The 13,388-nt window shown below is 59.7% G+C and carries 11 protein-coding genes; 4 read left to right on the top strand and 7 right to left on the bottom strand.

Going from position 1 to position 13,388, the window contains the following annotated elements:
- Position 1: 1 nt before the first annotated feature.
- Genes LOC68_RS23510 through folE2 form a run of 3 tightly spaced genes read right to left on the bottom strand, consistent with a single transcriptional unit; the run spans position 2 to position 2,645 of the window.
- Positions 2-1,234: a prepilin peptidase gene (locus LOC68_RS23510; protein ID WP_230223282.1), complete on the bottom strand. Its 1,233-nt coding sequence runs from the start codon at positions 1,232-1,234 to the stop codon at positions 2-4.
- A gap of 1 nt (position 1,235) precedes the next feature.
- Entirely contained in the window at positions 1,236-1,586 is a 351-nt protein-coding gene (locus tag LOC68_RS23505) for a nucleotide pyrophosphohydrolase (protein WP_230223280.1), read from the bottom strand.
- A 51-nt stretch (positions 1,587-1,637) separates the two neighbouring features.
- Entirely contained in the window at positions 1,638-2,645 is a 1,008-nt protein-coding gene (folE2, locus tag LOC68_RS23500; RefSeq protein ID WP_230223278.1) for a GTP cyclohydrolase FolE2, read from the bottom strand.
- Between the two features lie 337 nt (positions 2,646-2,982).
- On the opposite strand from folE2, the gene hemB reads away from it, so the two are divergent.
- The 4 genes from hemB (at position 2,983) to LOC68_RS23480 (ending at position 6,550) form a co-directional block, all read left to right on the top strand.
- The gene (gene hemB / locus LOC68_RS23495; protein WP_230223276.1) at positions 2,983-3,981 is read left to right on the top strand and encodes a porphobilinogen synthase; all 999 of its coding nucleotides are present in this window, start codon (positions 2,983-2,985) and stop codon (positions 3,979-3,981) included.
- A gap of 148 nt (positions 3,982-4,129) precedes the next feature.
- Positions 4,130-4,984 (top strand): EboA domain-containing protein, encoded by an 855-nt coding sequence (locus LOC68_RS23490; RefSeq protein ID WP_230223274.1) that lies wholly within the window; start codon positions 4,130-4,132, stop codon positions 4,982-4,984.
- 15 nt (positions 4,985-4,999) lie between these two features.
- Positions 5,000-5,908: a TatD family hydrolase gene (locus tag LOC68_RS23485; protein WP_230223273.1), complete on the top strand. Its 909-nt coding sequence runs from the start codon at positions 5,000-5,002 to the stop codon at positions 5,906-5,908.
- Between the two features lie 135 nt (positions 5,909-6,043).
- Entirely contained in the window at positions 6,044-6,550 is a 507-nt protein-coding gene (locus tag LOC68_RS23480; protein WP_230223270.1) for a DUF1569 domain-containing protein, read from the top strand.
- Between the two features lie 12 nt (positions 6,551-6,562).
- Here the strand turns inward: LOC68_RS23480 and LOC68_RS23475 are convergent, their stop codons facing one another.
- The 4 genes from LOC68_RS23475 to LOC68_RS23460 are packed head-to-tail and all read right to left on the bottom strand — an operon-like array spanning position 6,563 to position 13,372.
- A complete protein-coding gene (locus tag LOC68_RS23475; protein ID WP_230223268.1) occupies positions 6,563-7,771 on the bottom strand; it encodes an NPCBM/NEW2 domain-containing protein in 1,209 nt (402 codons plus the stop codon).
- Between the two features lie 9 nt (positions 7,772-7,780).
- On the bottom strand, positions 7,781-8,842 hold the full coding sequence (locus LOC68_RS23470) for a prenyltransferase/squalene oxidase repeat-containing protein (protein ID WP_230223267.1): 1,062 nt from the start codon (positions 8,840-8,842) through the stop codon (positions 7,781-7,783).
- A gap of 49 nt (positions 8,843-8,891) precedes the next feature.
- The gene (locus tag LOC68_RS23465) at positions 8,892-9,746 is read right to left on the bottom strand and encodes a hypothetical protein (protein ID WP_230223265.1); all 855 of its coding nucleotides are present in this window, start codon (positions 9,744-9,746) and stop codon (positions 8,892-8,894) included.
- Positions 9,746-13,372, bottom strand: a complete 3,627-nt coding sequence (locus LOC68_RS23460) for a hypothetical protein (protein WP_230223263.1) — start codon at positions 13,370-13,372, stop codon at positions 9,746-9,748. The genes LOC68_RS23465 and LOC68_RS23460 overlap by 1 nt, the downstream gene beginning before the upstream one ends.
- Between the last annotated feature and the right edge of the window lie 16 nt (positions 13,373-13,388).

Raw genomic sequence — 13,388 nt, 5'->3', positions numbered from 1 at the left:
TCTACGTAATGAATTCTACCGGTTCGCAGCGTGGAGGCGAAACCGGATCATGGTTTTGAAATCGTCGCCAATCGGCGCCTTGCGGGCGTTTGGCGACGGCTAGCAGTGCGAAACCTAGCAAAAGGAGCGGAGCGACGACCGCCAATCCGACCGGCGAAAACGTGGAACCCGGCAACCAGGCCAGTCCCGCCCAAAATCCCCACCAGCAAATATAAACAAGCGTCGCCGCCGTCATCAGCAGCTCAAACAAGCCGCGCCGGACGAACTTTCCGCGTTCCGACATCGCGAAGACTGCGGCGCCGTACAGCGGCAGAATCACCGCCGCGATCGTCACGACCGCCTGCCAACCGAGGAAGAGCCCCATAAAGGCTAGCATCGTCGGCATCCCCCAGCCGCGCGACAAATCGTCTTCCTCACAGGCTTCCAACTGTCGCACCGCCATACCTATCATGAGTCCGACGGCGGTTCCCACCAACATCGTTACTAGTTCCGTCACTTGCGGAGAAGCGTCGATCGCCAGCGCTGCAATGGGATGCAATCCAGGCCAAATCAGCGGAGCGCCGATTCCGACGATCGCCGCCACCAGGACGGTCGACTTGGGAATTCGTTGACGATCCCACGCGATCAGCGCCCACGGCAACAGCCAGCAAAAGAACGCCGCGTGGTAAGCGTAAAGTCGAATGATCGGCCACCGGGCCTCGAAGACGACCCCGGCGAAACCTCGCCCGCTCGTCAGTTCTCCCCCCGGCAAGTTGCTTCCGCCGGAGAGCAGTTCGGCGATCAAGAGCGCTACGAAGATCATCCCCATCGCCGCTTCGACCAGCGGATAACGCGACGAAATCGGCAACCGACAGGCGCGGCACTTTCCTTCCAGGTTGATCCAACCGAGGACCGGCACGTTGTCGAGCGCACGAATCTTCGTACAGCAAAAAGGACATGCCGACGGCTTATCGACCACCGACTTGCCGCGTGGCAATCGCCAGACGACGACGTTCAGATAACTGCCGATCACCGCGCCGACGGCGAAGAACCAGCCGTAGCCAAAGACGTTCATCATCCAGTCGCGAAGCGTCGAGAGACGTTCCAGGCGGTCCATCGCTTCGCTGGGTCGCGTCGGCGCCGAACTGCGGACCAAAAACTCGATCGCCGGCCAGGCGATCAAGATCGCGACGAAGAGCAAAAGCGCCGCGCCGACGATCCGCCGAAGCTGATTGGGTTTACGACGAACGGCCATTCTAGCGCAACTTCGGATTGTTGAGGTGACGCTCCGAGTCGCGGCCAGTCTTCTTGGCCAGGTTCTTTTCGAGAGCAGCGGTTAAATCGACGCCGGTCTGATTGGCGATGCAGATCAGTACGAACAACACGTCGGCGAGTTCATCGGAAAGATCGCCGCGACGATCTCCCTCTTTGAAACTCTGTTCGCCATAGGTGCGCGACATGATTCGCGACAGTTCGCCCACTTCTTCCATCAACTGGGCAAGGTTCGTCAGTTCCGAAAAATAGCGCACGCCGATCGTCCGAATCCAATCGTCCACTTCGGCCTGGGCCGAACGGATCGTGATGTCAGAGGATGGCTCGGAAGTCATCGGCAACTCGCTTTCAACAGGCGCAGTCGGAAGAAATCGGCAGTCAGTCCCTTAGGCCGACAAGCCGCCGGAAACTCCCTTGGTGACGATCGCCACAGCGTCGTGCGGATGGAGACTCTCGAAGTGGCTCGCCTGAATGCGGTAGTCGACGATTCCGTCCATCGCATCGACGGCGTTCTTCAGACGTCGCGCGGCGTCTTCGCAGAACATCAGGTTTTCGCCGTTCAAGCGAGCGAACTCTTGTTCATCGGTTCGCTTGACTGCGGCTTGCACCGCAGTGTTCAGCGCCGCTTCGGTCCTGGTGATCAGCTCGTCGATCGGCAGATCGCTACGATCTCCATCCAATTCGATCGTAATGTCGGCATGGCTGCGTTGGCTGTGCGGGACCGCCATCAACGTTTCGTTCGAGCCAAGCCAGTTGAGCACCGTCGCCGTCGCGAGCCACTGATGGCCATAGAACTGTTCTTCAAACTGCTGCTGCAGCAGCTGACGCGCCAGTGCGGCCGAGCAAGGGCATGCGCTCGAATAGGTCAGACGCACATGAACGCGATAGGTCGTCTTGCCGCCATTGGACCAGGCTTCGATCTTGACCGGATAGCTGCGCCACGCCGAATGGTCGCTCAACAGCGACTCGCGGCGGATCATTTGTTCGTAACGGAAGCAGACGTAGCTGGTCGCGCTGATGTCGCTATGGGTCGCCAGGAACCGCTGGAGAATCGTTTCGATCTGAGCGCGACCGAACTCGGCGTCGAGTGAGTCTTGCAGCGAGAGATAGAGTCGCGACATGTGGATCCCTTTGACCTCGGGATCGTCCAGGCTGACGTAGGCGTCGACGCGAGCCGGAATCCGCATCATCTCGCCGCTCGAGTCACGTAGACGAATCGCAACTTCAATGCCGGACATGCCGACGCGGTTTAGTTTTCCCTCAACCAGCGGCGCGGCGTCCGCGGCGACGTCGGGCAACATGCTGGTCCGCGTGTCGACGGCGAACGGTCGGGCGGCGGCCGTATCGACCAGGTTCGCAGGGGAAGTTTCAGACGTAGGCAAGTTCGTCGACATAAGTTTCTCTAATCGCAGGGCAAAACGCGAAACGGCTAGGGGCTGCGCAGCGAGACCCCCAGGAGTCTCTGGCCTGAACCTAACCGCAGATTGCGACCCGCACTAACCCGTTATCTCGGTTCGATGCTCGGGGCGGGGAAAGGTTGCATAGGGGGATCTAAATCAAATCCAGCGGCTATTTTAGCGATTTTTTCGCCACTGCGGCGACTGGTTCCCTATTTCACCAAGTTTCGCCAATCCCGGCTGGTACAATTGATGGTAGCGCGACGTCCCAAGGGCGTCCCCTACCTCCTGCCATTGTACTCCACCGGCCGCTCAGAAAAGTGGTGATCACCCCATGACCAGCTCTTTTGGACGCTTTCCCGAGACCCGCCTTCGCCGTAATCGCCGCCATGAATGGTCCCGCCGACTGGTCTGCGAAAACCGCCTGACGGTCGACGATTTGATCTGGCCACTCTTTATTCAGCCGGGAGAAGGGAAAAGAACGCCGATTCCGTCCCTCCCAGGCGTCGATCGGCTCTCAATTGACTTGCTGGTCGAAGAAGTGGGTCAGGCGGTCGCGTTGGGGATTCCCGTAATCGCAATTTTTCCGGCTACCCCTAGCGAGCTAAAAACTCCCGAAGCGGAAGAAGCGCTCAACCCACGGAACCTGGTCTGCCAGGCGGTCCGCGCCATCAAACAGGTCCACTCCAACATCGGCGTCTTGTGCGACGTGGCGCTCGACCCCTATTCGAGCCATGGTCATGACGGGCTCCTCCGCAACGGCTACGTGGTCAACGACGAGACGGTCGAAATGCTCTGCAAACAATCGGTCGTCCAAGCCGAGGCCGGCTGCGACATTATCGCACCGAGCGACATGATGGATGGCCGAATTGGCGCCATTCGTCATGCTCTCGACGAGTCCGGCTTTCAGCACGTGCAGATCATGGCCTACGCCGCCAAGTACGCTTCGGCGTTTTATGGCCCCTTCCGTGAAGCGGTCGGCTCGTCCGGCAATCTGGCGGGCGGCGACAAAAAGACCTACCAGATGGATCCGGCCAACACCGACGAAGCGATCCGCGAAGTGGCGCTCGATCTGGCCGAAGGCGCCGATATGGTGATGGTCAAACCAGGAATGCCGTATCTCGACATCGTCCAGCGCATTAAAGCCGAGTTCGCCGCACCGACGTTCGCCTATCAGGTGAGCGGCGAGTACGCGATGCTGGCCGCCGCCGCAGCCAACGGCTGGCTCGATCGGGACAAAACGATGCTCGAAAGCCTGCTGGCCTTCAAGCGGGCCGGCGCGGACGGCGTTCTTACCTACTTCGCCAAAGACGCAGCTCGACTGCTCGGCTAACGCCGCTGGAGGTGGCGAAACAAGGCTCACGTTCTTGCAGCGGCGGAGCCGAAGACTTAGGCTAAACTAGTTAGCAATAAACGGCTGTTAAAGGCAAATTACCTTGCTTTTCGAAAATCGAGACAAAACCCCGCCCACCCCTGCGAAATTGCTCCGCAGCTGGCTTGAGACCGCCGCTGACGATGCGGCGCTCGCATGGCTGGACGATCGCATCGCCAAGGTCGAGTCGGGGGACGAGTCGGCCCTTTATCTCGGGTTTGGTCTGGCCCCGCGCAAAGTCGGCAAGCTCCCGCTAGAGCTTTCGTCGCTTCAGTTGGACTTGGCGCGGGAAGCTCGGAGCGGATGGAATCCTTCGACCTGGAACATTGGCCAAGCGGCGCGAACGCTCTTGTTGTTGGCGATTCCGAGCGACGATCCAGGGCCTTACTTCGCCCGACTGGAAAAGTTGTTCAACGCGGCCGAACTGCAAGAGTCGGTGGCGCTGTTCCAAGCGTTGCCGATTCTCCCCCATCCCGAACTGCTGGTCGATCGCGCCGTCGACGGTCTGCGAACGAACGTCAAATTCATTTTCTCCGCGATCGCCCACAACAATCCATTTCCGGAAGAGTACTTCTCGGAAGCGGCCTGGAATCAGATGGTGCTGAAGGCGCTCTTCATCGGCGCCGAACTCGACCCGATGATCGGCATCGATCGACGCGTCAATCCGACGTTGGCCGAGATGCTGATCGACTACGCTCACGAACGTCGCGCCGCCAAACGTCCGATCCCGGTCGAACTGTGGCGCATGGTCGGCCCGTTTGCCGATGAAACGGCGCTGGAAGATATGACGGCGATCCTCGCCGATGGTACCGAACTAGAAAAGCAGGCGATCGCCTTGGCGCTAGCCGCGAGTGCGACGGACGAAGCGGATGAGATCTTGCGTACCCAACCGCAGCTCGCCGCCCAGATCGATCAAGGCAAGATAACCTGGAGCGGCATTTGCGCCGCCGCGTACGCGAATTAACCAGAAGGGAACAGCATGCGTTACATCGACCCTCACATCCACTGCTCGTCGCGTACGACCGATGACTATGAGCGAATGGCCGAAGCGGGCATCGTCGCCGTGATCGAGCCGGCCTTCTGGTTGGGACAACCGCGCACCACGGCCGGCGCCTTCCATGATTATTTTTCGAGCCTGGTCGGCTTCGAGCGCTTTCGGGCGGGACAGTTCGGCATCAAGCATTACTGCACGATCGGCCTGAACGCCAAAGAAGCGAATAACGAACGTCTGGCGGAAGAAGTGCTCGACATGTTGCCGTTGTTTCTGGCGAAAGACAACGTGGTCGCCGTCGGCGAAATCGGCTTTGACGACATGACCGCCGCCGAAGAGCGTGCGCTCCGCGTGCAACTCGACCTGGCGAAAGAGCTGGAATTGCCAGTGATGATCCATACGCCCCACCGCAACAAGAAGAAGGGGACGTACCGCAGCATGGACATCATCGAAGAACATGGCCTCGCGCCGCACATGGTCGTCATCGACCACAACAACGAGGAAACCTGCAAAGAGGTTCTCGACCGCGGCTACTGGGCGGCGTTTACCATCTACCCGAAGACGAAGATGGGGAACCAACGGATGGTCGACATCGTCAAACAATACGGCTCGGACAGAATCATCGTCGACTCCTCCGCCGATTGGGGCATGTCAGACCCTCTCGCGGTGACCAAAACGGGCAATCTGATGCTCAGTCAGGGTATCAGCGAAGAAGATGTTCAGCTAACTTGTTACAAGAACGCAATTTCCGCATATAATCAGAGCGGACAATTCAACGAGACGGACTGGCTGAATCCTCAGCCGATCGACGAATCGAGATTGTTTGAGGGAAATAGCGTGCTGCGTGGCCAGCGACCTGATCCTGGCGCGCCGCAAGAAGACGAGATCATCTCTTAGCGACCCGGAACTCGCTAAGCGATTCACAATACGAAATACGAGAAGAGGCCGATGTCGCAGTACGACATCGGCCTTTTTTTTGGTTTAAAAGCATTTATAAGTCGCGCGTGGGTCCTTAAGAAAAGGATGGGGAGCATGATTGCCAGCAGTCGAGCAAGCGACGACGTCGGGACGACGAAACGCCGCGAATTATCGTTTGAAAACTTTGACGAAGTGCTCATAGAATGTCGTCACCTGGCGGATGTCGGTTATCACCGCGTCGGCAAGTGGAACTTGGGACAGATCTGTCAGCACCTGGCCGCTTGCATGAATCAATCGATTGACGGCTACAAAGATCCAATCCCGTTCTGGCTGCCGATTGTGCGTCCCGTCGTGCGAATGCTCTACTTGCCGACGATCCTCAAGGGAGGCGCCGTCAGCATCCGCGCGAAAGCCCCCCCGTCGACCCTTCCCTCGACCAACGCCGATGACGAAATCCGGATGGCGGAGCTAGAGCAAGCGATGGCTCGCGTCATGCAAGACGACGTCGAGTTCGTCGAATCGCCGGTGGTGGGACAACTGACGAAAGAGGAGTGGCGCAAGCTCCATCTCTGGCATTGCCAACACCACTTGAGCTTCCTGATCCCCGGCGCCAAGCGTTAGCAGAACGCGTCTCTATTTTTCGAAGCGGGCCGAGAGCCAATCGGCCCGGTCTTTGACGTCGCCACGATCCGCGAAGTCGACCACCAGCGCAATCGCCGCCGCCTCTCCCAGCGGCACGCTGATCGGTTCCGCCGGCATTCCGCCCCGGATGATCTCTCCTTGATAGGCGGGCTTCCAGACGCCGTCCGCTCCGGCAAGATAGACGCGGAAGTTCACGCTTCCTTCGCTCCCCGACGAACCGTCGACGGCGATCTCGGCCGCAAACCGCTTGAATCCCTTCGGAATCGGCGCGGCCAGACGAGAGGTGCTATGAACGCCCAGCCCTTTGCGATAGAGCTGTCCGTCGGCCGAGAGTTCGGCGCCGAGAACATTCCGATCGCGCTGAAAGCTCCAGCCGGTCGTCAGAAACGAGACCTGCTTGTCCTGCAGCTTCGGCAAGTCGGAAACGTAGATCACGTCGCTTGAGTGAGGCTCGGCGTAGACGATATCCCGCAGCAGCGAAGCGCCCGGGACCGAAACCAACGTGACGTCCCGACCGATTTCGGCCGTCATTTCGTCATCCGCAAATTTGATCTTGCGCACCGGCAACAGCGAACCGTCCCGCAGACCGATCCAGGCGTCGAACGAGTCCTTCGAGGTCGGCGTCAAACCTGGAGCGAACAAAATCGCCGCAACGCGCGTCCGATCAACTTCCAGCGAACTCGATTCGGTCTCCAGCTGAATCGTTTCCGACTTGATCGCCGCCACCAATCCGGAAATGACGTCCCCATTTTCGAGCAGCAATTGATCGTCAATCCCGTTGTAGTTCTCGATTCGATCAAGCAGTTCCTGGCGTTTGACGTCGTCCAGCGGCAGCCGCAGCGCGATGCCCCGAATCATGCGAAGCGGCAGTTTGACTTCGTCGAACGTCCTGGTCGGATAGCCGACCAGTTGGCGACGCGACAGCAGGATGTCTTGCAGAACGATTCGACCTCCGCTGGCCAGCACGATCAGCGGCGTCTTCACCAGCGGAGCCGGAGCCCCATAGCGGACGATTTGGGAGCTGGGAATCTTCTCCAGTTGGCCTTGGGGATCCAGGAAGGTCCACTCGTCCCCTTCGATACCGGCCAACTGCAAGGTTCGCCGCACTTGATCCAGCTTCAGCAGCGTACCTTCGGCGCGAACCAGCGGCAGTGCGGAAGCGAGGCAGACCGCGATCGCGACTAATCGAAAACAGAACATCAAGGTTGGTTATCGCTGGAAGATCGGCAGGTAGTTGTTCGGCATCTGCAATACAATGCAGGCCATCGCAGTCCCATATTCCGGGCAGATGAAATCAGGCCAATAACCGCCAGCGGTCTGGCGACTGAGCAGGTACTCGCGGACTACCGGATAATACTGACGCCACATGGCGTCGCCGGCATGCCAGAAGGCTTGCGACGCGTAGTACTGACCGTAGAAGAAGTGGCTGTTGCTGCGGATCTCACGCGGGTTCTGGAGATTCTCGACCAGGTACTGCATCCCGCGATCGACTTCTTCGCCAGAGTAGATGCCGGCGCTGTTCATCGCGACGACTCCAGCGGCCGAACGGGGAAACGCGCTCGGTCCGCCGCTTTGCAGCATGTACATGAAGCCGCCGTCCGGATTCTGGCTCCGTTTGACGTAATCGACGCAGCGATCGACCGTTTCGTTCGGAACGTAAATCCCCGCGTTACGCGCCGCTCGCAGCGCCATCATCTGGCAGACGGTGACCGAGATGTCGGCGTCCTGGCGAACCGGCTCATACCGCCATCCGCCGTCGATGTTTTGCGTGTCGACGATCAGCTTGACCGCTTCGGCCAGCTTTTCGCGCACCGACGAATCGGACGACATCCCGTAAACTTCGGCCAGGAACAGCGTCGCGAAACCATGTCCATACATCGGACCGTGCGTCGCGGCGCCCGGAATCGCGATGAAACCGCCCTCTTGCGAGTTGGCGAGAATGTACTCGATGCAGTAGTCGATGTTCTGACCATACGGCCCACGACCGGGCGAACTGCCATGCGCCATGAAGGCCATGCCTGATAGGGCGACGACCGCCGTATTGGCTCGATAGCCGTCAAAGCCGAAGGAGCCGCGACCGCGACCTTCTTTGATCTGCCGATCGGCCAGATACGTTAAACCGGCGTCGATTGCGGTGCGAGCTTCCGGCGTGATCATGTCGGCCGAGCGCGACATCTCCGGCTCTACCTGGGCCAGGCAATAGCGAGCTTGCAGGGCCAATGGGGCCGCGGCAAGCGCCGTCAGAAACTGTCGTCGGCTCGATTTCGTCATGACCTCTCCCTAGGAACGACGGCCAAAGCGGGTTGTGAGCGGCGGCGAATCATCGACCTTCCTGCTCCTCTTCCGCCAGACGGCGGAAATAGTCTTCCGTGAGGCGTTCGTATTTTGGCAGAAACTTTTCGACCGAAGCGTTTTGCAGTTGCTGACGGACTCGCTCGGGGAGTTGCCCCCAAACTTCCTTGATCAACGCACCGCGGGCTTCGAGCGGCAATAGTTTGTAATCGGTATCGCGCACCTCGTCGCTGCTTTCCATCGCCTGCTCGCTTTCGCGCTGCTGTTGCGACTGCTCCTCCCCTTCGCCTTCCTGAGGCTGAGGCTCGGCGCCGCCGTTTTGCGGTTGCTGCTGGCCCGATTGCTGCGACTGCTGCTGTTGTTGTTGGTTTTGCTGCTGTTGCTGTTGCTGCTGATTTTTTTGTTGTTGCTGTTGCTGTTGCTGTTGCTGCTGGCTTTGGCTCTGCTGCTGTTGTTGTTGCTGTTGCTGCTGTTTGGCCTGTTCGATCAAGTCTTCCAGCTGCTTGATGATCGAACGCTGCATCGCGAGGGTGTCGTCTTCGGCTTGACCTTGGCCAATCCGGTCCTGCACCGTCTGCATATCGCGACCAACTTTGACCAGCGGGTTCTCCGGTCCTTCGCCGATGCCTTCCCCATCCGGCTGCTCGGCAGGCTTCGCGGCGCCCTCTTCGGCCGGCTGCAGCGGATCTTGTTCGCCGGCGGGCTCTTTTTCGCTCGGCTTGGCCGGAACCATCTCGGGAACGTCCAGCCCTTCAAACAGATCGTCGCCCAGGCCGTCGAGCAGCTCTTGATCGAGCGAATCCTGGTCGGCGGCGGGAGCAGCCAGCACCGGCGAAGCGGCGGCCAGAAGAACGCTTGTCGCGAGCATCAGGATGATTCGCATTACAGATTCTCCTCCGCAGCTTTGTCGTCCGCCTTCGGCTGGTCGGCGGGATCGGCTTCCTTCTCTTCTTCTTCGATCTCGAAGATATCTTCCTTGGCCGGCTTTGTTAATTCTAACGCCAATTCGGCCAGGTCGCCCTGTTCTTTCGCCAAGCGGGCCAATTCTATTTCCAGCTCGACCGAGGGGGGAGATTCCTTCGCCAGGCGAGCCGCCGCTTCGGCGGTCAGGTCATTCACCCCCTGCTGCATCAGTTTCAGCAATTTTAACTGGGCGATCTGGCTGATTCCGTCCTGATTCCCTTGCTGATCGCCGCCCGATTGTTGGCCTTGTTGTTCCCCCTGATCGTTCTTTTGCGGCTGATTCTCTTCCGCATCGCTTTCGTCCATCGCGACCAGCAGTTGCTCAAGCCGCGTCGCCGCCTGATCGGCGGTCCGCTGCGTCAGATCGGACAGGTCGCGAGCGTCGAGTCCGCGGGCCGTTTCCCGCATCAAATCGGCCGCCGTGGTCAGCGAAAGATGGAACACCGCCGCCTTGGAAATCGTCCGAGCAAAATCTGCGGTTTCCGTCATCAGCCCCTTTTGCAGTTGCGAGACGAGCCGGATTGACTCTCCTTCGGCCTCATTCGGGGCCCGACTGCCGACGATCTCCCGCAGCCGGTCGATCTCGCGGACCACCGTTTTCTGCTGCGTCACCATCGACTCAATCGACTGCCGCAGTCGCTGCGACTGTTCGTCGGCCAGGTCCTTTTCGACCTGCTTCTGTTTTTCGGCCAGCTCTTGCTGCGCGTCTTCGAGATCACGCTCGGCTTGCTCTTGTTGTTCCAGCGAGGCCCCCGCGTCATCGTTGGCGGCGTTGTCAGCCGCTTTCTCCAGCTTCTGCGCCGAGTTGCGAACGGCGCTGGCCGCCTTGTCGGCTCGCAAGCGTTCCAACTTGCGAGCCAACCGTTCCGCTTGCTCCTGCAAGTTCTTCTGCTCTTGGGAGAGACGCTCCAGTTGTCGCTGGCGCTCCTGTGGGTCCTGCGTCTTGGCCGCTTGCTTCAGCTTGTCTTGCAGACCTTTCTGCTTGGCGGTCAACTCTTTCAGCTCTTGCTCCGCCTCTTTCAACTTCTCGGAGAGTTGCTTCAAACGGTTTTCGCGGCGGTTGTTCAAGATGTCGAGCATCTCGCCCAACTCCTTGTCGACTTCCGACTGCGCGTTGGCCGCTTCGCCCATCTGGTTCTGCGCCAGCTGGACGCCTGCTTCTCGCATCTTTTGCGAAATCGCTTGCTGCCGCTGCTGTTCGACGGCGTCTTTGAGCGTTTCGGCCGCCGCCGGCTCTTTGCCCGCGAGTTGTTGCTCCATCTCGCGCATCCGCGATTGGATTCGATCGAGCTGATTCGCCAAGTCGGCCTGATCGGTCGCCAGACGTTTTCGTTCCGAACGTTCGGCCGGATCAAGATTCTCGGGAGTTTTGCCGATCGTCGCCGCTTGCTCCTCTTTCGTCCGCTCTTGCAAATCTTGCTGACGCTCACGCAGCGAACGAAGGTCGAGCGCGAAACGGCGATAGGTATCCCACTGCGACAGCCCGGAGATCATCTCTTCCAGCTGATTCTCCGCGTTACGCTGCTGCTGGACCGTCTCGGAAAGTTTGCCCCGCATCTCCGACGCTTGCTCGGCACGTTCGGCCGGAGGTGCGTTCTCTTGCAGTTCGATGTCCCGTTTCGCTTCGCCCAGCTTGTTCTCGATGCTGGCCAGTTCCTGGCTCGCCATCTTCTCGGTCTGCGCCTTCAGGGCGGCGAGCTGCTCTTTGGTGTCGGGATCGTCGAGCCCGTTTTGTTCCATCTCACGCTGGATCTTTTTGATCTGCGAGGCGACGCCGGTTTGCGGGTCGGCGATCTCGCGACGAACCCGGCGCTGACGCAGTTCGGCGTTTTGCAAACGCGATCGATCTTGCGGACCGAGCGGCTTTCCTTCGCCGGCCGCAATTTCCACGGCCGACGTTTCGCTCCTCGCTTCGGCTTGCGCCTGGGCCGCTTCGCTCAATTGGGTGATCAGTCGCCGCTGCATCGCGATGATCCGCTCTTCCATCTGCTCCGGCGTGACGATCGTAATTCGCCGCGGCAAGCTGACCCCTTCTTGCGGCTTCCGGTCGTAGGCGACCAACGTCGCTTCCAACACGTCGCCCGGCTGCAAACCTTGCAGGTCTTTCAATTGCCACTGGTAAGTCACCGGGACCGGCGGCAACGGGTTGGCGCTGAGCGACTCGAGCGACTTGGCTAGTTGCGCGTCGGCCGGCGCCGTCCACAGTTCGATCTCGGTCGCTCCGGCGTCGGTCGCCCGCAGATTCATATACTTCAGCAGGACGCGGGCCAGTCCCAGATCGTCGATCGCATCAGCCGCCAATTCGATGTTAGCGGTCGGCGTGACGAAGATGTTCTCTTCCGGCTTTTTCCAAACCAGCTCCGGCGTCTTGTCCTGCACGGCGCGAGCTTGAAAACGATCCCGCTCGGTTCGAACCAGTCCACCGGAAGTTTCGACTTCCAGCCAATAAACGCCGGACGCGGTCAACTGGAACGGCTGCTCCGGATCGCTAAGGAGCGAAAGCTGATCGTCCCCAACTTTCAGCGGAATGGTCCGCTTCCCTTCGGAGTTTTCCAGGTGCAGCCGGGCCATGGCGATCGGTTGATCGACCTTGCCGGCGATGTTAATTTGCGAGCCTTGCAGCGCCAGGATCACTCGCGGCGACGGCGTCGACTCCCACTCGGTATATTCCGGCGGAACGACCGTCACCTGAACGTCGATGATTCTGGGAGGATCGACCGCTTTCAAGGTCCGCCAAGACATCGCGTCGTCGTCGCCGCCATAGGCGCGATAACGCAAGTCGGTCGTGACGTTGGCCAACGTCCGTTTCATCACCGATTTGCCGAAGTCGAATTCCATCGGCAGCGATTCGATTCGGTCTCCCCGATCAACTTGCAGCGTCACCCCGTCCGGCAGTTTTCCGCCCCCGTCGATCACTTCCAGCGACACGCTTTCGCCGACCGCAACGCTGCTCGGCGGATCGACGAACTGCAGTTGATTGACGCGCGGCCACTGGGCGTCGCTCCAAGGCGCCGCCAAGCGGGTCATCGCGATCTGGGCGTAACGTGGCGCCGCAACCGCCAGAATCGAAGCCACCGCGATCGCGGCAATCGCCACCAGCGCCCCACGCTTGTAGAGATCGCGATTGACGGCCGCTTCCAGATCGTAGCTCTGCAGGTCCGCTTCGGTTTCCGCAACCACGTTCCGCTGCAACTGCAACGAACCGGTCGAAGCGCCGCTTTCGAGAAACTCTAGCGAGCTCGAAATCCGATCGCGGAATTGCGGAAAGAACGACTCCAACCGCTGCGCCGTCGACAGCAGACTCGGCTTCCATTTCCAGGCCGCCGGCAACAGATAAATGACAATCGCAATGCAGCTTCCCCACGCAGCGAGCGAGAAGAAGTATCGCGTCCCGGCATCTTCGCTATGGACTAGATAGTCGAGCAGTGCGATTCCGCAAATCGCCCCCAACAGCGCCGCGACGCACCAAAGGAGCGCGCGCAGCCGAACCAACCGCATGGCGCGGTTTCGGATCCGTTCGACTTGCTGAATTATCGGGTGCTTCATGTCCTATCTATGGTTT

This window comes from Blastopirellula sediminis, assembly GCF_020966755.1.
Taxonomy (GTDB): domain Bacteria; phylum Planctomycetota; class Planctomycetia; order Pirellulales; family Pirellulaceae; genus Blastopirellula; species Blastopirellula sediminis.
This window is presented reverse-complemented; position numbering and strand designations above follow the sequence as displayed.

Excerpts from the sequence above, each read along its gene's own strand:
- LOC68_RS23510 (WP_230223282.1), bottom strand. The coding sequence starts at position 1,234 with ATGGCCGTTCGTCGTAAACCCAATCAGCTTCGGCGGATCGTCGGCGCG.
- hemB (WP_230223276.1), top strand. The coding sequence starts at position 2,983 with ATGACCAGCTCTTTTGGACGCTTTCCCGAGACCCGCCTTCGCCGTAAT.
- LOC68_RS23460 (WP_230223263.1), bottom strand. The coding sequence starts at position 13,372 with ATGAAGCACCCGATAATTCAGCAAGTCGAACGGATCCGAAACCGCGCC.
- LOC68_RS23505 (WP_230223280.1), bottom strand. The coding sequence starts at position 1,586 with ATGACTTCCGAGCCATCCTCTGACATCACGATCCGTTCGGCCCAGGCC.
- LOC68_RS23465 (WP_230223265.1), bottom strand. The coding sequence starts at position 9,746 with ATGCGAATCATCCTGATGCTCGCGACAAGCGTTCTTCTGGCCGCCGCT.
- LOC68_RS23470 (WP_230223267.1), bottom strand. The coding sequence starts at position 8,842 with ATGACGAAATCGAGCCGACGACAGTTTCTGACGGCGCTTGCCGCGGCC.
- LOC68_RS23485 (WP_230223273.1), top strand. The coding sequence starts at position 5,000 with ATGCGTTACATCGACCCTCACATCCACTGCTCGTCGCGTACGACCGAT.
- folE2 (WP_230223278.1), bottom strand. The coding sequence starts at position 2,645 with ATGTCGACGAACTTGCCTACGTCTGAAACTTCCCCTGCGAACCTGGTC.
- LOC68_RS23475 (WP_230223268.1), bottom strand. The coding sequence starts at position 7,771 with ATGTTCTGTTTTCGATTAGTCGCGATCGCGGTCTGCCTCGCTTCCGCA.
- LOC68_RS23480 (WP_230223270.1), top strand. The coding sequence starts at position 6,044 with ATGATTGCCAGCAGTCGAGCAAGCGACGACGTCGGGACGACGAAACGC.